The organism is Pelagimonas sp., from assembly GCF_058892305.1.
The window spans coordinates 45,263-64,965 of record NZ_JBZXVN010000057.1 but is presented as its reverse complement, the minus strand read 5'-3'; the positions used below and the strand labels follow the sequence as shown (position 1 = coordinate 64,965).

19 protein-coding genes are annotated in these 19,703 nt (G+C 53.4%); 18 read left to right on the top strand and 1 reads right to left on the bottom strand.

The window, feature by feature from the left end:
* The first annotated feature begins 4 nt into the window (after nucleotides 1–4).
* The 13 genes from hisD (at nucleotide 5) to AC5EFR_RS20945 (ending at nucleotide 12,656) form a co-directional block, all read left to right on the top strand.
* Nucleotides 5–1,312 (top strand): histidinol dehydrogenase, encoded by a 1,308-nt coding sequence (hisD, locus tag AC5EFR_RS21005; RefSeq protein WP_493577683.1) that lies wholly within the window; start codon nucleotides 5–7, stop codon nucleotides 1,310–1,312.
* On the top strand, nucleotides 1,305–2,066 hold the full coding sequence (locus AC5EFR_RS21000; protein ID WP_493577682.1) for an SDR family NAD(P)-dependent oxidoreductase: 762 nt from the start codon (nucleotides 1,305–1,307) through the stop codon (nucleotides 2,064–2,066). The genes hisD and AC5EFR_RS21000 overlap by 8 nt, the downstream gene beginning before the upstream one ends.
* Nucleotides 2,063–3,061: a zinc-dependent alcohol dehydrogenase gene (locus tag AC5EFR_RS20995; protein ID WP_493577681.1), complete on the top strand. Its 999-nt coding sequence runs from the start codon at nucleotides 2,063–2,065 to the stop codon at nucleotides 3,059–3,061. Before AC5EFR_RS21000 ends, AC5EFR_RS20995 begins: the two co-directional genes overlap by 4 nt.
* A 2-nt stretch (nucleotides 3,062–3,063) precedes the next feature.
* A complete protein-coding gene (locus tag AC5EFR_RS20990) occupies nucleotides 3,064–3,468 on the top strand; it encodes a universal stress protein (protein WP_493577680.1) in 405 nt (134 codons plus the stop codon).
* A 26-nt stretch (nucleotides 3,469–3,494) separates the two neighbouring features.
* Entirely contained in the window at nucleotides 3,495–4,001 is a 507-nt protein-coding gene (locus tag AC5EFR_RS20985) for a sulfopyruvate decarboxylase subunit alpha (RefSeq protein WP_493577679.1), read from the top strand.
* Nucleotides 3,998–4,552 (top strand): sulfopyruvate decarboxylase subunit beta, encoded by a 555-nt coding sequence (gene comE / locus AC5EFR_RS20980; RefSeq protein WP_493577678.1) that lies wholly within the window; start codon nucleotides 3,998–4,000, stop codon nucleotides 4,550–4,552. The genes AC5EFR_RS20985 and comE overlap by 4 nt, the downstream gene beginning before the upstream one ends.
* 8 nt (nucleotides 4,553–4,560) lie before the next feature.
* Nucleotides 4,561–5,697, top strand: a complete 1,137-nt coding sequence (locus tag AC5EFR_RS20975; RefSeq protein WP_493577677.1) for an alpha-hydroxy acid oxidase — start codon at nucleotides 4,561–4,563, stop codon at nucleotides 5,695–5,697.
* Between the two features lie 129 nt (nucleotides 5,698–5,826).
* On the top strand, nucleotides 5,827–6,858 hold the full coding sequence (locus tag AC5EFR_RS20970) for a FadR/GntR family transcriptional regulator (protein ID WP_493577676.1): 1,032 nt from the start codon (nucleotides 5,827–5,829) through the stop codon (nucleotides 6,856–6,858).
* A gap of 69 nt (nucleotides 6,859–6,927) precedes the next feature.
* A complete protein-coding gene (locus AC5EFR_RS20965) occupies nucleotides 6,928–8,058 on the top strand; it encodes a sugar ABC transporter substrate-binding protein (RefSeq protein ID WP_493577675.1) in 1,131 nt (376 codons plus the stop codon).
* Between the two features lie 61 nt (nucleotides 8,059–8,119).
* Nucleotides 8,120–9,634 carry a sugar ABC transporter ATP-binding protein gene (locus AC5EFR_RS20960; RefSeq protein WP_493577674.1) on the top strand — a complete coding sequence of 505 codons (1,515 nt, stop codon included), beginning with the start codon at nucleotides 8,120–8,122 and terminating at the stop codon, nucleotides 9,632–9,634.
* Entirely contained in the window at nucleotides 9,631–10,674 is a 1,044-nt protein-coding gene (locus tag AC5EFR_RS20955; RefSeq protein ID WP_493577673.1) for an ABC transporter permease, read from the top strand. Before AC5EFR_RS20960 ends, AC5EFR_RS20955 begins: the two co-directional genes overlap by 4 nt.
* Entirely contained in the window at nucleotides 10,671–11,621 is a 951-nt protein-coding gene (locus AC5EFR_RS20950) for an ABC transporter permease (RefSeq protein ID WP_493577672.1), read from the top strand. The genes AC5EFR_RS20955 and AC5EFR_RS20950 overlap by 4 nt, the downstream gene beginning before the upstream one ends.
* A 123-nt stretch (nucleotides 11,622–11,744) precedes the next feature.
* A complete protein-coding gene (locus AC5EFR_RS20945) occupies nucleotides 11,745–12,656 on the top strand; it encodes an SMP-30/gluconolactonase/LRE family protein (protein ID WP_493577671.1) in 912 nt (303 codons plus the stop codon).
* Nucleotides 12,657–12,834: 178 nt separating this feature from the next.
* Here the strand turns inward: AC5EFR_RS20945 and AC5EFR_RS20940 are convergent, their stop codons facing one another.
* Nucleotides 12,835–13,482, bottom strand: coding sequence for a GntR family transcriptional regulator (locus AC5EFR_RS20940; RefSeq protein WP_493577670.1), 648 nt, complete (start codon nucleotides 13,480–13,482; stop codon nucleotides 12,835–12,837).
* Between the two features lie 138 nt (nucleotides 13,483–13,620).
* Here AC5EFR_RS20940 and dctP point away from each other — a divergent pair, with 138 nt between their 5' ends.
* The 5 genes from dctP (at nucleotide 13,621) to AC5EFR_RS20915 (ending at nucleotide 19,300) form a co-directional block, all read left to right on the top strand.
* The gene (gene dctP / locus AC5EFR_RS20935) at nucleotides 13,621–14,607 is read left to right on the top strand and encodes a TRAP transporter substrate-binding protein DctP (protein WP_493577669.1); all 987 of its coding nucleotides are present in this window, start codon (nucleotides 13,621–13,623) and stop codon (nucleotides 14,605–14,607) included.
* A 71-nt stretch (nucleotides 14,608–14,678) separates the two neighbouring features.
* Complete coding sequence (locus AC5EFR_RS20930; protein ID WP_493577668.1) at nucleotides 14,679–15,227, top strand: TRAP transporter small permease; 549 nt, start codon at nucleotides 14,679–14,681, stop codon at nucleotides 15,225–15,227.
* On the top strand, nucleotides 15,227–16,543 hold the full coding sequence (locus AC5EFR_RS20925) for a TRAP transporter large permease (RefSeq protein ID WP_493577667.1): 1,317 nt from the start codon (nucleotides 15,227–15,229) through the stop codon (nucleotides 16,541–16,543). The genes AC5EFR_RS20930 and AC5EFR_RS20925 overlap by 1 nt, the downstream gene beginning before the upstream one ends.
* Nucleotides 16,540–17,769: a malonyl-CoA decarboxylase gene (locus AC5EFR_RS20920; RefSeq protein WP_493577666.1), complete on the top strand. Its 1,230-nt coding sequence runs from the start codon at nucleotides 16,540–16,542 to the stop codon at nucleotides 17,767–17,769. The genes AC5EFR_RS20925 and AC5EFR_RS20920 overlap by 4 nt, the downstream gene beginning before the upstream one ends.
* A 19-nt stretch (nucleotides 17,770–17,788) precedes the next feature.
* A complete protein-coding gene (locus AC5EFR_RS20915; protein WP_493577665.1) occupies nucleotides 17,789–19,300 on the top strand; it encodes a malonate--CoA ligase in 1,512 nt (503 codons plus the stop codon).
* Nucleotides 19,301–19,703 lie beyond the last annotated feature (403 nt).

The following is a 19,703-nucleotide window of genomic DNA, read 5'->3' as shown; positions in this document are numbered from 1 at the left end:
TAAAATGGCTCGTGAATACCTCAAAAAGGCAACTCTGACGTCGAAATCCGATGCGTCAGATGTGCATGACACGGTCGTAAAAATCCTGTCCGACATAGAGACAGGAGGCGATGCCGCGGCGTTGGAATATGCGGCCAAATTCGACAAATTCGACGGCAATGTTTTGTTGACTGCCGAAGAGATCAAGGCCGCCTGCGCATTGGTTCCGGACAAGCTGAAGGCAGATATCCAGTTTGCGCACGACAACGTAAAACGCTTTGCCGAGACACAGAAATCAACTGTTGCCGATGTGGAATACGAGATCGTGCCGGGGCTTGTCGCAGGTCAAAAGGCCATCCCGGTCGATGCCGCTGGGTGTTACGCGCCCGGAGGTCGCTACAGCCATGTGGCCAGCGCAATCATGACAGTGACCACGGCCAAAGTTGCTGGTTGCAAGCACATAACCTGCTGTTCTCCACCACGTCCCGGAGTTGGGATTGCTCCGGCGATTGTCTATGCTGCGCATATCTGTGGTGCCGATAAGATCATGGCGATGGGCGGGGTCCAGGGCGTCGCGGCGATGACATTCGGTCTGTTTGGTCTGCCCAAGGCCAATATTCTGGTTGGCCCGGGCAATCAGTTTGTGGCGGAAGCCAAGCGCATTCTCTTTGGCCGGGTTGGTATCGACATGATCGCCGGGCCGACAGATAGCCTTATCCTCGCGGACAAGACCGCAGACCCGCATATCGTCGCCACCGATCTCGTTAGTCAGGCGGAACATGGCTATAACTCTCCGGTCTGGCTGGTGACGGATGATAAGGCTTTGGCCCAAGATGTTATGTCTCGTGTGCCTGCGTTGATTGATGACTTGCCCGAGGTGAACCGCGAGAATGCCGCGGCTGCGTGGCGGGACTATGCCGAGGTGATCGTTTGCGCGGATCGCGAGGAAATGGCTGCCACATCAGATGATTACGCGCCCGAACATCTGACGGTTCAGGCGGCAGACTTGGATTGGTGGTTAAAGCGTCTGACATGTTATGGCTCGCTGTTTCTCGGGGAAGAAACAACTGTGTCTTATGGCGACAAGGCCGCCGGGACGAACCATGTACTTCCGACGTCTGGTGCCGCCAACTACACGGGGGGCTTGTCTGTCCACAAGTATATGAAAATCGTGACATGGCAGCGGGCCACTCGCGAAGGGTCCAAGCCGGTGGCCGAAGCCACAGCACGCATTTCCCGGCTGGAAGGTATGGAAGGACATGCGCGGGCCGCCGATGTGCGGTTGGCAAAGTATTTCCCAGATGAAACGTTTGATCTGACTGCAAATGGTTGAGTCTGGAAATCTGTTTTCCGTCCGCGGCAAAATCGCTTGCGTGACCGGGGCCAGTTCTGGGCTGGGTCGCCACGCGGCAACGGTTCTGGCACAGGCCGGCGTGCAGGTGGTCGGCGTGGCCCGGCGCGCCGACGCTTTGGCCGCATGGCAGGGTGAGGCTGGCGGCGAGACCTGCGCGATTGCCTGGGATGTTTCAGACCGTGATGCCTTGAGCGATCTGGCGTATGAAATGGCCAAGCCGTTCGGCTCGCCGGATATTGTGATCCATGCTGCAGGGATCAACACCAGGCAAGCCGCCGATGACGTCACCCCCGACGGGTGGGACAGCACTTTGGGCTTGAACCTGACAACTCCCTTTTTCCTAAGCCAATATCTGGTGCCGCCGATGAAGACCAAGGGCTGGGGGCGGATCGTCAACTTTGCATCACTACAGACCACGCGGGCCTTTCCCGGTGGTATTGCCTATGGGGCCAGTAAAGCAGGGATCGGGCAATTGACCCGTGCCATGGCAGAGGCTTGGTCGCCATATGGCATTACGGCCAACGCAATTGGCCCCGGTTTCTTTGAAACCGAACTGACAGCAGCCGTTTTCGATGATCCGAAACGCGCCGCAGGCAACGCAGCTCAGACCTGTATCGGTCGCAATGGTGAGCCGGAGGATCTGGACGGTCCACTCCTCTTTTTATGTTCTGATGCCTCAGCATATGTGACGGGTCAGGTTTTGATGGTGGATGGAGGTTTTACCGCGAAATGAAAGCTTTAGTTTATGAAGGACCAGAAAAACTGAGCTATCATGATGTACCGGAACCGGTGCCTGAACTCGGAACCCAGCTCATCAGGATTGCCTATGTGGGCATTTGCGGATCGGACATGCATGCCTATCTTGGCCATGACGATCGGCGGCCTGCGCCTTTGATCCTTGGCCACGAAGTTTCTGGCGTCATTGAGGGCGGATTGCGTGATGGTGAGAGGGTCACGGTCAATCCACTGGTGACCTGCGGGACATGTGCCGCTTGTCAGAAGGGGCGCGATAACCTTTGCCCAGAGCGGCAAATCATATCTATGCCGCCGCGCGAAGGTGGATTTGCCGAATTGGTTGCCATGCCTGATAGAAATCTGGTGACCGTTCCGGATGATATTGCCCTGTCAAAAGCGGCTTTGGCCGAACCCATAGCCTGCGGTTGGCATACGGTGAAACTGTCTTTGGCCACCCTTTCGGGTCCGCGCAACTCTGCTCTGGTTTTGGGGGGTGGTGCCATTGGCCTCGGTGCGGCGCTAAGCCTAGAAGCGCAAGGCGTTGATTGCGTGACGATCGTCGAACCAAATCCGGCTCGTCGCGCCGTCCTTGCAGATACCTGTGGTCAGACCGTCCTAGAGACCCCGCCGCAAGAGAGCCAATTTGATGTTGTCATAGATGGGGTTGGATATGCCGCGACGCGTGCCACCGCATCGGCCTGTGTTCGTCCCGGTGGGGTGATCGGACATATTGGATTGGGCGAGGATAGCGGCGGATTGGATGTTCGCCGACTAACCTTGCAGGAAATTACCTTTATCGGCACCTACACCTACACCGCCAAAGATTTCAGACAGACCGCACAGGCCATCTTTGATGGACGCCTTGGTGCTCTGGATTGGGCAGAAACCCGATCACTTGCAGATGGCGCAAACGCCTTGTCAGACATCCGCAACGGTGTGGTGGCCGCTCCGAAAATACTGCTTCAACCCGAAACTGCGCCGGAAAAGAGCTAGCCATGTATGAGAAGATTATCCTCGCCTTATCGCTGGAGCACGGGTTTGCCGCTCAAGCGATTGAGACAGCACAACGCCTAGGTGGCGGGTCCGCTGAAATCATTGCCGTGCATGTCTATGAACCACCAAGTGGATCCGTCGGTGCCTATCTGGATGATGATCTCATTCAAAAAGCTTACGATGACGCCAAGCGCATATTGGGGGAACGGGTCGGTGACTGCGAAAACATTACGCCTATGATCCTCAAAGGGCATTCGAGCCGCACCATAACGGCCTATGCGGCCGAAATTGGCGCGAATGCAATCATCGTCGGTTCCCACAAACCCGGCTTGCGAGACTATTTCCTCGGCACCACGGCCGCCCGAATTGTTCGTCAAGCATCATGCGCAGTCATCGTACTGCGTTGATTTTCCATCCCTAAAGGAGTCCCTTTTTGTCTATCAACACAAAAATTGTTGATGATCTGGTCGCAAATGACATCAGTTTCGTCACCACAGTTCCCTGCAAGCAATTGGCAGGCGTCATCGACGAGATCGATGCACGCTCAGGTGTTCTTCACGTCCCGTCAAACAAAGAGGACGAGGGTATGGGGCTATGTGCAGGTGCCTGGATGGGTGGCAAACGCCCCGCTATCATCATGCAAAACACCGCCATTGGCGTTACCATCAACACGCTGGCCACCCTGATCCAGTATTACCGGATGCCCCTGCCAATGCTGATTTCATATCGGGGTGAGCTGCGCGAGCCCGTCGCCTGCCAGGTCGAAATGGCCGTTCACACCAAAGCGCTTTTGGCGCAAATGAACATCCCAACCTATCATTTTCACAAGCAATCCGATGTAGATGAGCTCGATAACATCCTGAAGTACACATTCATGTGCAACAAACCGGTTGCCATTCTGACCGACGCTAATTTCTGGGGAGGCTACGGCGACCAATGATCCGTTCTGATATTCTGAAAGACATAGCCCCCATTTTGCGCGACCAATTGGTGATTTGTAACATCGGCCTGCCAAGTCAGGAGCTGCATAGGATCGACGATCAGCCAAGCACCTTCTACATGCTTGGGACAATGGGCCTGTCGTCCTCTATCGGTTTTGGGCTGGCATTGGCGCAAGACAAAAAGGTGATTTCCATTGATGGGGATGGGTCGGTTCTCACCAATTTTGGCACTCTTCCTACGATCGCCAATAACGCCCGCGATAACTACATCCTCTTGATCATCGACAATGGCAGCTATGGATCGACTGGCGATCAGCCAACCTATGCAGGTAAAAAGACCTCCCTTGCCGCTGTGGCCCGAGCCTGTGGATGCGAAAACGTTGTTGAAGTTGCTGCCGAAGATACCGGAAAAGCGCTGCAAGAGGCCCTCGAAGGGGACCAGATGACAATCATCGTGGCCAAATGCAAAAGCGGGAATATACCGGTGCCGGTGATCACCATGGATCCGGTTGTGATCCGAGATCGGTTTATGAAAACAGTGCAGGCCTAGGGGGCTGCATGCTCTTTGAGACCGGCATTCATTCCTCTTCGGATGCGCGTCGATTGGCGCGCAAACGTCTGCCTTGGATGGTATTTGATTACATCGACGGAGCCGCCGGTCAGGAACATGGCGCGGCTCTGAACCAAAGGGCGATGCAGGATATTAGGCTAACACCCCGTGTCCTGTGCAATGTGACACAGCGCGATCTTTCGGTAACGCGTTTTGATAGGCTGATGTTGCGCCCGTTTGGCATAAGTCCAATGGGCATGTGCAACCTTGCTGCGCCTGGGGCTGATCTGATGTTGGCCGAAATTGCCCGAGAATACCGGGTGCCGCATGGGGTTTCGACGGTGGCCTCTACCGATCTCGAAACCCTTTACCAAGCGTCCGGCGGCTCAGCTTGGTTTCAGTTGTATTTCAGCGGCGACGGCAGCGGCACATTGAAGCTTGTCGAGCGCGCCAAAAAGGCCGGATATGGGACGTTGATCTTAACGCTAGATGTTCCCGAAGTCGGGCGACGTCCGCGTGAACTGCGTCATGGTTTCAAGATGCCGTTTCGCATCGGGCCGAGGCAGTTTTTGGATTTCGCAATGCACCCCCGCTGGTCCTTGTCGTCGCTGGCAAAGGGTAGCCCCAAAATGGCCAATTTTGATGGCAAGGACTACGTCTTTGATCGCACAGAAAGCCGTGCTGCGGCGGATTGGGGCTATCTTGAAACCCTGCGCAAAGCCTGGTCAGGTCAATTGGTTGTCAAAGGTGTCCTAAGTCCAGAGGATGCCCTACGGCTGCGCGATGTTGGTGTCGACGCTATTCAGGTTTCCAGCCATGGGTGCCGACAATTGGAAAGCGCTCCGCCGGCCATCTTAGCGTTGCGAGAGGTTCGTGAAGCACTCGGTCCAGAATTCCCACTTTTCTTTGATACCGGTATTCGGTCCGGCGAAGATATCGTCAAAGCCTATGTTATGGGGGCGGATTTTGTTTTTCTCGGCCGAATCTTGTTGTTTGCCATCGCAGCAGGCGGCGTCGAAGGTCTACGTGCGCTCTGGGATATACTAAGCCAAGAAGTCAGTCTCACAATGGCCCAGCTGGGTGTGACAACTATTGCAGAGTTAAAGAATGCCACCCATCGGTGGCCTTCGACAAACGACGTTTGACCGCCACACACCCGTCAAGTTGTGATCACGGCCCAATAGCCATCAACGCAATTGGCCCAAACACCAAAACGTCTCGTTGACGGTGCCTGTCCGCTAGTCAAAAGCGGCAGTGACGCGATGCTGATCGCCATGACCGACCGCTCTCCAATAAAGGTCTGGTCAAGCCCAAATCCCTTCCTTGGGATGTTGTCGTTCTCTTTCGGGTTCCTCGGTCACGGGATCAAACGACATCAATGCATTTACACCTTTCTCCCAATTGTCACCTTAAAGCTAGCGGCCTCGCAGCTTTCATTTTGTTGGTTTATTGAGCCAATTTTGAGCCAAATATCCGACATTTGGCAAGTTGCCTTCTTATTTGTTGGACAAAACAGCCGAGCTTGTCCTATAAGCAATGCGAATTTGAAGATCCGATTGCGGCAAGGCGGCTTGCGAATCGGAAAAAGGAGCGGACAAATGGTTGCCCAAGAACACGCTTTGAAACCTGCTTCCGGGCTCTCGGCTGTCGATGAACTTGTGGTTCAACTGCGTCAGTTGATTGGGGAAAAAGGGTTAACGGTCGGGGATCAACTTCCGACGGAAAAAGAGCTTTGCGAAACTTTCGGAGCCTCGCGCAATACAGTTCGCGAGGCCATGAGAATTCTGAAAACCTATGGGGTCGTTGAAGTCCGCCCAAAAGTCGGCGCGACCATCGTGGACAATAGAATGTCATCGGCCATTGAAATGTTTTCCTTCAATGTCATGAGCGTCTCTCTTGAAACCTTCACCGACATACAGGGTTTCCGCAGTTTGCTTGAAGTCTCATCAGTCGATGCAATTTTTGACCAGATTACGGACCAAGACATTTCAGACCTGCGTGAGATAAACGCCAAGCTCAAAGAGCCAAGTGAAATTGGCGTGGCGTCTGAACATGATTTTGAGTTTCACACTCGTCTAATTCATGTGCTGCGCAACAAGGCAATTTTGGATGTCTATCGGCTTATGAAGCCGGTGATCCTGCGGATTATGGAAAAAGGCAAAACGCCTGACACCTTCAAAACCGCGACGTTCAAAGAACATCAAGCTGTCCTTGATGCTTTGGAAGCTCGGGATCGGCTTGCCTATCAATACCTCATGAAATCTCATCTTGAGAAGGGCTACGCAACTTTTGGAGGTGATGACTAAGGCAAAAAATTTACGGAGGTATTCGCCCCAATAACGAGGGTGAAGAAAAATAATTTTCTGGGAGGAAAAATGAAAAACCTATTCGCAACAATGACGGCCGCCGCGATTTTAATTGCTAGCACGGCCATTGCTGGTCCTAAAACTGTTGATGGTCCAAGCATTGACCCAAATTGCTTTGCACCCTGGAGCGATAAGACCAGTTTCATGCAATGGGAGGCGCGCGAAGGTCCGTATAGAATTGCCGTCGTCAACGGTTTTGTCGGAAACACCTGGCGCATTCAGATGATCAAAACAGCCAAAGCATTTGCCCAAGATCCATCAATTGCAGACAAGATATCAGAATTCAAAGTCGTTTCTACTGGCACCGATGCGCCGGCTCAGCTGGGGGCGATCGAGGATTTTATCAACCAAGGATACGACGCGATTATCACCATCGCCGTGAGTCCAAATGGCTTTGATCGTGTTATTCGTCTGGCTGATCGCAACGATGTGGTGTTGGTGCCGTTCGATAATGTTCTGGACACCGATGCCGTGATGCAAGTCAACGAAGATCAGCTGGCCATGGGGCGGATGTATTCCGAATTTGTCCTGAAACAGCTGGATGCCAATGGTGTGACAAGCGGCAAAATTCTAGAGGTTCGCGGGCTGCCTGGCAATTCCGTTGACCGCGATCGTTCGATTGGTATCAACGAAGTCATTGGCGCGCATGACGGTGACTGGGAAATGGTTTCTGTGAACGGCATGTGGGACGATGGTACGACCCAAAAAGTCGTCGCCGATGCGATTGCCGTCCACGGTGAATTTGCGGCCATCGTTGCACAAGGTGGTTCCAACGGTATGATTCAGGCCATTCAGGATAGCGGCCACCCCTGGGTTCCTGTGTCTGGTGAATCCGAAAATGGCTTTCGCAAAGCCCTAGCGACTTATGGCAATGACGGCCTCAAAGGGATTTCTATTGGCCAATCGCCCGGCCTTGTCGCAATTGCCATGAAGGCCGCGGTGTCGGCGCTTGAAGGCAACGTTATGCCCCAGCTGATTTCGGTGCCACTGCCGGTCGCAACGCATGATGAACTCGTTGATGGCAAGAATTTCTGGAGCGATCTTCCAGACAATTTCTTCACTGTGAATGAGTTTCCACCCTGTGGCGTGAATATTTCGGGGCCTGCCATTATGGCGCAGGACGAAACAGACCTGAAGTAATCCTAACGCCGGGCCGCTCAAAGGTAGGGGCCCGGCATCTCCTCGACAAAAAGAAATCAATATGTATGCATCCAATGAGGTCGTTCAATTGCTTGGTGTGTCTCGCTACTTTGGCGGGGTGACAGCGTTGGATGATGTGAATTTCAGTTGCCAGTCAGGAAGCATACACGGAGTTCTTGGTGAAAACGGTGCCGGGAAATCGACGCTCATAAAAATTCTGTCCGGAGTGCTTGCCCCAAGTGAAGGTCGTATCGCGTATAACGGCCGCGAGGTTTCCTATCGGTCCACCTCAGAAGCCACCGCCGATGGCATTGTTTGCATATTTCAAGAGCTCTCTTTGGTGCCGGACCTTTCGGTTGCTGAGAACATCTTTATCGACAATCCGCCGCGCCGCTTTGGCATGATCGACACCCGCAAGCAGCGCAAGATGGCACAGGAAATCTTGGCGCGGATAAAATGTGACGATGTCGATCCAGATGCCCACGTCCGGGAACTAAGCCTGTCTCGCCGGCAAATGATCGAAATCGCCAAAGCCCTAAGCAAAAACCCTCGTGTCTTGATCCTTGACGAAGCAACATCGGCGCTAACCAGCAATGACGTTCAAACAGTATACGACCTCATGGATGAGCTTCGCAAAGACGGAGTCTCTTGTATTTTCATCAGTCACCGCATGCAAGAAGTTGACGCCCTTTGTGATCGGCTATCCGTGTTTCGCAATGGGCGGCATATCCAAACCTTTAACAAAGGCGCGTTGAACGAAGCTGAGATCGTGCAGTTGATGATAGGCCGGGAGATCACAGCGCAATATCCGCCCAAACGAACCACTCCGGCCGGGGATATCGTATTATCCATGTCTGATGTGAACTGGGAAGATCGCCTAAAAGGGGTCAATCTCGATGTCCGAAAAGGTGAAATCGTTGGACTTGGTGGACTTGACGGTCAAGGCCAGAAGGAACTTTTCCTGGGGTTGTTTGGCGCGCTGCGCGGGATCAAAGGCGACATTCTTCTCAAAGGGTTACCTTTCGAAACCAACTCTCCGGCGTTTTCAAAACAACACGGCATAGCTTTGGTTCCCGAAGACCGTAAAACCGAAGGGTTGATGTTAGAATTATCCATCAGCGACAACCTGTTGCTGCCAAATTACGACACTGTGTCCAAGGCCGGTGTCATTGATGGGCGCTTGGCCAACATTGCGGTGCAAAAAGCCGTTGAACTTTTGCAGATAAAAATAGGCAGTGCAGATCACCCTGTTGAGACCTTGTCAGGGGGCAATCAACAAAAGGTTGTGATTGCAAAATGGCTCATGCTGAACCCAGACGTCATTTTGTTAAATGATCCAACGCGGGGCATTGATGTTGGAACCAAGCAGGAAATCTACCGCCTGATACGCGATCTCGTCGACGCCGGTAAATCGGTGCTGTTCTATTCTTCTGATTATGCGGAACTGATTGGCTGCTGTGACCGTGTGTGCGTCATGTATGACGGGCGGGTGGTCTCGGAGTTAGAAGGCGATGCTCTGAGCGAAAACGCCATCGTCGCTGCGTCTCTCAATATCCACAAGGATGATGTGGCATGATAGGAAAACTCCAAGCTGCCATTTTACGCAACCGGGGTCTTAGCGGCGCATTCCTTTTGTTTGCATGCCTGTTTGTCACCTACCAATCCTTGCACCCACGCGGCTTTTCAACCGCTGTTCTGGTCCAAAACTCGAACGAAGTTGTCGCCTTGGCCTTTGTGGCTATTGCCCAAACGATCCCTGTTCTTATGGGCGGACTGGATTTGTCTGTCGGGGCTGTGATGACCCTAACAAACACAGTCGCCTCACATGTTGTCATGGGCACTCCGGCACAAATGGTTTTGGGCGTCTTTTTGACACTGGCGACCGGGGTCGCCTTTGGCCTGATGAACGGCTTGATCATTGTTTATGGTCGCATTCAACCAATTATCGCGACTTTGGCCACAGGTGCGATTGCGATAGGTTTGGCTCTTATCCTACGTCCGTCTCCTGGCGGCAATATTGATGGTGATCTGAACTGGGCGATGACCAACGCGGTGTTTGATCTTGCCGAAACCTACGGGTTTGCTGACAAAGGTAATGCGGCGTGGATTCAACCCTTTGTGAATATTCCGATGCCACTAATTCTTCTGTTGGTCATCACGCTGTGTATTTGGATCCCGTTCAAGCGAAGCGTGACTTGCCGAACAATTTACGCCATCGGAAGCGCCGAAGGGGCCGCACATCTTTCTGGCTTGCCGATTGCCCGCGCCAAGATCACCGCCTTTACCCTTTCGGGGTTCTTTGCGGCCTGCGGTGGCTTGTATTTGGCGATACAAACCTCTTCTGGCAATGCCGACATCACGCAGGCCGGCACTTACACGCTCAACTCGATTGCATCAGTTGTCCTTGGCGGCACATCCTTGATGGGGGGCAGCGGCGGACCGATAGGATCGCTGATTGGGGCCTTCATTCTGCGCATCATATCCTTCTTTTTCCGCATCTTATCAATCGACCCGCTCCTTCAGCCTCTTATCGAAGGCGTTGTCTTGTTGGTCGCTGTTAGCCTCGGAGCGTTGCGCACCTTTCGGGTCAAAAACAAATTGGAGTTATTCAGATGAAGTTTTTGAGTTTTTCCAATCCCGCAGACAGACCTCTGCTTATTGCGTTTCTGACAACTCTGGCCATTCTTTTGGTGGGCACAGTCTATACGCTAAGCACCCAAGGAACCGCGCCGCTGTTCACACCGTCCTATCTGTTGCAGCAGCTCCAAATCGGGTCGTTCCTTGGGATTTGCGCTGCGGGTATGATGATGGTTGTACTGCTTGGGCACATTGACCTTTCGGTGCCTTGGACAATGACCGCTGCGGCTATGATGGCGACAACAGTTGGCGGCCCGTGGGCCATTCCTGCCGGGCTCTCTGTTGGTCTTGTCGTGGGGTTGCTCAATGGATTTGGCGTGTCTGTTCTGCGGGTGCCGTCGATGATTTTCACCCTTGGTGTGGACTCTGTTCTTCGCGGATTGATGGTTGCTCATACGGGCGGATTTGCCCCACAAACCAAGGCATCTCCATTGATGCGTTACTTGGCTGCGGATACGTTTCTTGGGATTCCTGTCGCGATCTTTGTTTGGGCCTTTGTCTCAATAGTGGTTGCAGTTGTTTTGACCAGAACCGGGTTTGGCAAGTCCATCTATGCAGTTGGTGTAAAGGAGGCCGCAGCCTATCTTTCTGGTATTCGTACCCGTCGTGTCATCACCGGATCATTTGTTGCCTCGTCCCTATGTGCTGCGACAGCAGGCATTCTTTTGGCGGGATATTCTGCCAAGGCCTATCAGGACATGGGAACTCCATATCTCTTGCCCGCCATTGCGGCGGTTGTTTTGGGCGGGACCCATATTTTGGGCGGGCATGGTCGCTATCTTGGAACTCTGATTGGTGCAGTCCTGATCGTGTTTTTGAACTCGGTCCTGTCAATAATGCAAATGCCAGAGTCCTACCGCCAAATCATCTATGGCGTGGTCATTATCACGATGTTGCTTGTGTATGGACGTAGCAAAAGAGGGTGAGACGCCCCTTTGCGGCATGTCGCTTTCGAAGTCATATGTTGAGGGCAATGGGAGCTTGGACTTTCAAAATCATGGGCGGGGTCACGCGGACTATAGTGAGAAAGAACAGAAAACGGGGATGAGATGAAAACAATTCCAGCGCACTTAGACATTCGAGATGACCGATTTTTGCGTTTGGTTCATCCGACTGCTCCGCTGAACAAAGTTGCCGAAGGGTTCGTTTGGACAGAAGGACCAGTGTGGTTTGGCGATCATGAGTGCTTGCTGTTTTCCGACATACCTTCGCAACGCCTTATGAGATGGAGCACTGCGCATGGCGTCACGCTATTTCGTGACCGGTCGGGTTTTAACAACGGCAATACGCGCGATCTAAATGGCCGACTGCTTGGCTGTCGCCACGGGACACGGGATGTTGTGCGAACAGAATACAATGGCAGTTTAACGGTGCTTGCCTCCTCTTTCGATGGCAAGCGACTGAATTCTCCCAACGACTTGGTTGTGTCATCGGACGGGGCTATTTGGTTCACGGATCCGACCTATGGAATACTGTCAAATTTTGAAGGCTATGAAGCAGAGCCAGAACAAGACGCACGTCATGTATTCCGAATTGATCCTGTTACCGGGCAGGTGGCCCCTGTTGTTTCAGACTTCGTGCAGCCCAATGGACTGGCCTTTTCACGGGATGAAAAGCGGCTGTATATTGCCGAGAGCGGCGCAAGCCACGACGTCAGTGTCCCACGCGTCATCCGGCAATTTGACGTTGATGGCGCGTCCCTTGTGGATCGCGGGGTTTTCGCCACCATCGACTGCGGTTTTCCTGACGGGTTTCGTTTGGATGTGGCTGGAAATCTTTGGTCCTCCGCCGCCGATGGTGTGCATTGTTTTGCGCCAAACGGCACATTGCTTGGCAAAATCTTGGTGCCTGAAACGGTGTCCAACCTTTGCTTTGGTGGTAGCACTGGGCACAATATGTTCATCACCGCGACCACATCCGTCTACCAAATCTTTGTGAACCGAAAGGGTCTGGACCATTAGAAGGCGTTCACCAAACGCCCGCAGTATCAGGCAAGGTGCCTTGCGGAGGTATTGGATATGTTTGGTAAAAAATAGTGGGGTAGGGTAAGCGAGGCAATCGTCTTACAGCCAGAGGTGCAAATCTCAGGCGAGGTCACAGTGGGTTGAAAGCGGTTCGCAACGTCAACACACAAAAGTGCTATCGTTCAAGGCTGGCCATCAACTGATGAAACTTTTCGCCTTGTATGGCGATATGGTTGCGAAGAACCTGGGCTGAATTCTCTTGATCGCCGTCTCTGAGAAACTGCAAAATCTCAGTGTGTTCTTGCATGGACTGCTTCAATCTCCCGCGAAATCGCAGTTGAATACGGCGGTATGCTCTGAGACGGCTCTGCAATCTTAGCGCTTGTTTCTCTAGATAGGTATTGGCCGCACCTCGGTATATTATCTGATGAAAGATTTCATTTTCAGCGTAATAGCGATCGTGGTCTTCATCTTGGATTGCTTGCTGGCAGCGCTCGTTAGCAGCCGCCAAGGCCTCCAAGCTCTGATCGCTCATGCGTGTGGCGGCCAAGCGTCCGCAAATGGCCTCAATTTCGGCCATGGTTTCAAACATTTCCATTAGCTCGACGGGGCCGGGCTGACGGATGAAAACACCGCGTCGGGGAATTTGCTCGGCAAGACCTGATGCCACCAAAACCTGTAGCGCCTCGCGAATGGGGGTGCGGGACACGTTGAATTGCTCGGCAAGTTTCAGTTCGTCCAACCGGTCTCCGTCTTGAAACTTCCCGGCAAAAACGAGCTGTTCAAGCTGGTCTGCAATTTGGTCTGTGCGTCTGATTTCCATGGCTAATTGCTATCATGGCGCGGCCTTGAAATGCAATGCTGCATTTCTTGTATACAATATCGTTGACTTGTTATGCGATGCGTGTGACGCTCTCGCTTAATGTCAGCGAAAAGTTGATTTACACCCAGGGAGGGAACTATGAAATTTGCAAAGCTTACGGCAACGGCTATGGCTGCATGTCTGGCGATTGGATCGGCAGCAAGCGCCGAGACACTGCGCCTGTCGCACCAATGGTCAAACAAAGATGTTCGTCACCAAGTCGCCCAAATGGTGGCCGATGAAGTCGCAGCAGCAGATGTTGATCTTGAAATTCAAATTTTTGGATCCAAATCCCTTTTCAAACCGCGCGAGCAATATCGCCCACTAAGCCGTGGTCAGCTCGACATGACTGTTCTGCCGCTTAGTTACGCCGGTGGCCAACAGCCCGCCTACAACCTGACGCTTATGCCCGGGATGGTCAAAAATCACGACCACGCCGCCCGGCTCAGCGACTCGCCATTCATGGCCGCGCTCGAAGAGAAAATGGCCGACGATGATGTTATCGTACTGGTCCACGGCTATCTTGCCGGTGGTTTCGTCGGCAAAGACAAGTGCATCACGTCGCCGGATGACGTGAAGGGCCTGCAAACCCGTGCGGCGGGCAAGGCGTTCGAACAGATGCTAGCCGGTGCCGGTGCGTCGATCGCGTCGATGGCGTCATCCGAGATCTACAACGCAATGCAGACCGGTGTTCTGACGGCTGCAAATACGTCGTCGTCCTCGTTTGTGTCCTACCGAATTTATGAGCAGGTTAGCTGCTATACTCCGGCGGGCGACGTGGCCCTTTGGTTCATGTATCAGCCACTTTTGATGAACAAATCCAAGTTTGATGGGTTAAATGCGGATCAGCAAAAAGCCCTGATGGATGCCTCCGCCAAGGCCCAGGCCTTCTATCTTGAAGAAGCCAAAAAGCAAGATGCCGCCTCGGAGCAGGTTTTCCGCGATGCAGGTGTCGAAATTGCTGAGATGACAGCAGAAGACTTTGAGGCGTGGCGCGCGCTGGCACAGGAAACCTCCTATGCCAAATTCGTGTCCGAAGTTGAAGGCGGTCAGGAACTGCTGGATATGGCGCTTTCCGTCGAATAATTCGACAGTCAGAAGGGCCGCTCCACGATGCATGCGGCCCTTCGTTTTTCTACACTTCCGAGGATACTGTTATGGCGGGCCAAGGCTCCGCTGCGATTGCCCAGACCGGGAATAACCCGTTTCTGCGGCTCGTGGCTGCACTTTCTACACTTGCGGGCTGGTGCTCGGCTGCGATGATTGTCGCGGCTGTTGCGATCACCTGCCAAATGATTTTTATCCGCTTTGTCTTAAACGGCTCAACGGTTTGGCAAACAGAGGCGGTCATCTACCTTGCGATCGGTGCCACATTGATCGGATTGCCCTACGTTCAGCGGTTGCGGGGCCACGTAAATGTCGACCTCATTCCTCTGGCGCTTTCGCGGCGTGGTCGTTTTGTGATGTCGATGTTCACCCTGTCGCTGTCCATCGTGATGGTTGCGATCATGCTCTGGTATTCCTTTGAGTTTTGGCACCTCACATGGGAGCGCAATTGGAAATCCGATACGGTTTGGGGCGTCCGCCTTTGGATTCCGTATCTGGCTTTACCTGTGGGGTTCGCGCTCTTTCTGTTGCAACTCGTTGCGGACATGGCCGCAATCCTTCTGAAAATTGAAAAGCCGTTTGGCATAGAGGAGGTGTAATGGATCCGCTCATTCTTGGCGCGATTGTCGCCATCTGCACTATCTTGGTTCTGTTCTCCGGCGTCTCTGTTGCCCTTGGCCTGTTGATCGTCTCAACCGTGTTCATCATGATCTTTGACGGGGTGCGGTCGCTTGAACTTTTGCCGGAAATCCTTTTCGGCAAGCTCGATAACTTTGCGCTTTTGTCGATCCCTATGTTTATCATTATGGGATCGTCCATCGCCTCAACCCGCGCCGGTGCCGATCTCTACGAGGCGCTGGAACGCTGGTTGACGCGTGTGCCAGGCGGGCTGGTTATTTCCAATCTTGGGGCCTGTGCGTTGTTTGCCGCCATGTCAGGCTCTAGCCCGGCGACCTGTGCGGCAATCGGCAAGATGGGCATCCCAGAGATGCGCAAACGTGGCTATCCCGATGGCGTCGCGGCCGGGTCAATTGCGGCTGGTGGCACATTGGGCATCTTGATCCCGCCCTCTGTCACCATGATTGTTTACGGGATCGCCACAGAGCAATCTATTGGCCGTCTGTTTCTTGCCGGAGTGTTGCCAGGTCTGATGTTGGTCGGCTTGTTCATGGCTTGGTCGCTCTATGCAACTTGGCGGTCTGGTGATCAGCAGTTGCTGGCTCAGGGGAACTATACTTGGAAAGAAAAATTCGAAATCCTGCCGCGCGTTCTCCCCTTTCTGCTGATCATTGTGGGGGTACTTTATGCCATGTATGGCGGCGTTGCGACCCCATCGGAAACTGCGGCTGTGGGCGCTTTGCTTTGCTTGTTGATTGCCATGGTGATCTACAAACTTTGGAACCCGCGTGACCTTTGGACAGTCTTGCGTGACAGCACCAAAGAAAGCGTGATGATCCTGTTCATCATCGCGGCTGCGGGGGTGTTCTCCTACATGCTGTCCAGCCTGTTTATCACACAATCCATCGCTGCGTGGATTGGGACGCTGGATGTCAACCCTTGGGTTTTGATGGCGGCGGTCAACGTGTTTCTTCTGATTGCGGGTTTCTTCCTGCCGCCGGTTGCGGTGATCTTGATGGCGGCACCGATCCTCTTGCCGATCATCACGACCGCCGGCTTTGATCCGATCTGGTTTGCAGTTGTGCTGACCATCAACATGGAAATCGGCTTGATTTCCCCGCCTGTTGGCCTGAACCTATATGTGATCAACGGCATTGCACCGGACATTTCACTAAAGACTATCCTGACCGGATCGTTGCCCTTTGTGGCCTGTATGGTGATCGCGATCATTCTACTGTGCCTCTTTCCGGGCCTTGCCACATGGTTACCAAATGCTGTGATGGGAGTCGCGATATGAGCTATCTTGGTGGTCTGTTTTCCACGGTCTTTGAACGTCGTTTTGCGCGCTCGGTCTCTACTGACGCACAAGGGCTTGGCATAGAAGAACTGTGCCTTGCGCTGCTCGGTGCTCAGGGTGAAATATCAGGCCAAGCCCATGCGGGTCTGATATTTGACAAATACGCAAGCGCTTCGAGCGACGAAAAACAGCGGTTTTTCGAGTTCATGCTAAGCGAGCTTGAAATCGACCCCGTTGAAGTTGTCGAGTGTTTGAAGACGTACAAAGAGATACCGTCCAAGAAAAGTTACCGCGCCTATGCGCGTGCGAGCGAGCCAAGACGGCAGGAATTGCTGCGTAGGCTCAATCGACTTCCTGGCGGAACCCAGCGTCTTGTCGCCATGCGAAAAGATATTTTGAAAATGATGCGTAAGGACAAAAAGCTAGAACCGCTGGACGTGGATTTTCAGCACCTCTTTGCCTCTTGGTTCAATCGGGGCTTTTTGGACCTGCGCCCAATCAATTGGTCCAGTCCGGCAGAAATTTTGGAAAAGATCATCGCCTATGAGGCGGTGCATGCCATCGACAGCTGGGAAGATCTGCGCCGGCGTCTGCAACCGACGGACAGACGGTGTTTTGGTTTTTTCCACCCCGCCATGCCGGATGAGCCATTGATTTTTGTTGAGGTCGCGCTGACCAAAGGCATCCCAGACTCAATTCAGACTCTGTTGGCCTCTGGGCGCGATCCCATCGACGCCGAAGACGCAGATACGGCTGTCTTTTACTCGATATCAAATTGTCAGCCCGGCCTTGCGGGGATATCATTTGGCAATTCCTTGATCAAACAGGTCGCCGCGGATCTGTCGCATGACCTGTCGGGGTTGCAAACATTCGTCACGCTGTCGCCGATTCCAGGCCTGTCCAAATGGTTGGCGAAAACCACCAACACGGCGCTACAGGCGGCATCGGTCCAAGTGCAAGCCGCCCATTATCTGCTCGAAGCAAAACGGGACGACAAACTGCCGGTTGACCCCGTGGCCCGTTTCCACCTTGGCAATGGGGCTGCAATTCACGCGGTTCATGCCGACGCGGATACCTCGGACAACGGAATGGCGCAGTCTGCTGGGGCCATGGTCAACTATCTCTATGAGATGTCTCAAGTCACAACCAACCACGAACAATTTGTGACAGAAAAAACTGTCGCAGCATCGAAAGCAGTGCGCGCACTCAGCGCGTCAGTTTCGTAAGAACCTAAGGAAACAGGTCATGCCAAACCCGCTCTATGATACGCTCTTCGGGCAACATGCGACCAGTGACGCCGTCTTTTTGCAGCTCCCCAAAGGGGCGACGCTTAGCTACCGAAACTTTCTTGAACTGGCGGCTCAATTTGCGGGGCAATTCACAAAATTTGGGCTGCAACCGGGCGATCGCGTTGCGGTACAAGTCGAAAAGTCACCTCAAGCTCTGGCTGTTTATGCCGCCTGTACCCAAGCTGGGTTGATCTTTTTACCGCTCAATACCGCCTACACCGCTGATGAGGTTGCCTATTTTGTGGAGAATAGCGGTGCGGGCATTCTGCTCTGTGATGACCGCAAAAAAGACGTCTTGAATCCGATTGCAAATCGCTGTGACGCGCGGCTCGAAACTCTGAATGCGGATGGCTCGGGAAGCTTTACCCATCAGGCGGCTTCTCAACCGACGACCTATCCGACGGTGTCGCGCGATCTGGATGACCTTGCCGCATTTCTCTATACATCGGGAACGACCGGGCGCTCGAAAGGGGCGATGCTAAGCCAGGGGAACCTGTTGTCCAATGCGCAGACCCTGAAAGATGAGTGGCGCTTTTCCTCTGATGACGTGCTGCTGCACGCTTTGCCGATTTTCCACACCCATGGGCTGTTTGTCGCCAGCAATGTGACGCTTCTGGCGGGGGGGCAAATAATTTTCCTTCCGAAGTTCGACTTGGACCAGATGATCGCCGATATGCCCCGCGCCACGGCGATGATGGGCGTGCCGACGTTTTATACCCGCCTGCTGGGCGATGCGCGGTTTTCCAAGGATTTGGCGGCGCATATGCGCCTCTTTGTGTCGGGCAGCGCGCCTTTGCTGGCCGAAACTCATGTACAGTTCGAACACCGTACCGGGCACCGAATTCTGGAACGCTACGGCATGACAGAAACCAATATGAACACCTCTAATCCCTATGATGGCGAACGCCGGGCAGGGACGGTGGGCCTACCTTTGCCGGGGGTCGAATTGAAAATTACCGACAGCCAGACCGGCGAGCCCCTACAACAGGGCGAAATCGGTGAAATCGAAGTGCGCGGCCCCAACGTGTTCCAAGGCTATTGGCAGATGCCAGAGAAAACCGCCGAAGAGTTGCGCCCGGATGGGTTCTTTATCACCGGTGATCTCGGGCAGATCGATGCGGATGGCTATGTTAGTATCGTCGGCCGCAATAAAGACCTGATTATCTCAGGCGGGTACAATATCTATCCGAAGGAGATTGAGCTGTTGCTGGATGAACAGCCGGGCGTCTTAGAAAGCGCCGTCATTGGCGTACCCCATGGTGATTTTGGTGAAAGTGTTGTCGGGGTGTTGGTGGCAAAACCCGACCACGACCTTGATCTTGAACAGATTGCTGCCAGCATCGGGACATCATTGGCACGGTTTAAGCAGCCTCAAAAACTGATGGTTCTACCGGAACTTCCGCGCAACACGATGGGCAAAGTCCAAAAGAAAGCCCTTAGGGAAACGTTTGCAACGACGTTCAGCTGACCGCTTGTCGGAATGACGGCAAGGTCGCCAGCCGAAGTTTTGAGCCTCCCGCGGGATAGTTTGAAGCGACTTTTCAACGGTTCTTAGGGCCGGCTTGATCCGTATGAGGACATCAAGTCGGCTGGCCCCTCCTCCTCTCAGACCTTCGAGTTGCCACAGCTTTGAGGTGAGCGACTTACCGATGTCAGTCATCGTTCTCATTCTGGGCGGCAATCTCACGTCATGGCGATAGATCATTTCACTTGGATTGGTTTTGGGGGCAACACCAAGAGCAGGAAGATCGTTCTCGAAGCGCTGCCTGCGGATGGAGTTTAATACGACGACACAGCGGGTTGTACCTGAGCCCAGAGGACCTTGGCGTCGCTCTCAAATAGTCAGGCGAGGGTATCGGTCGATCGTAGGC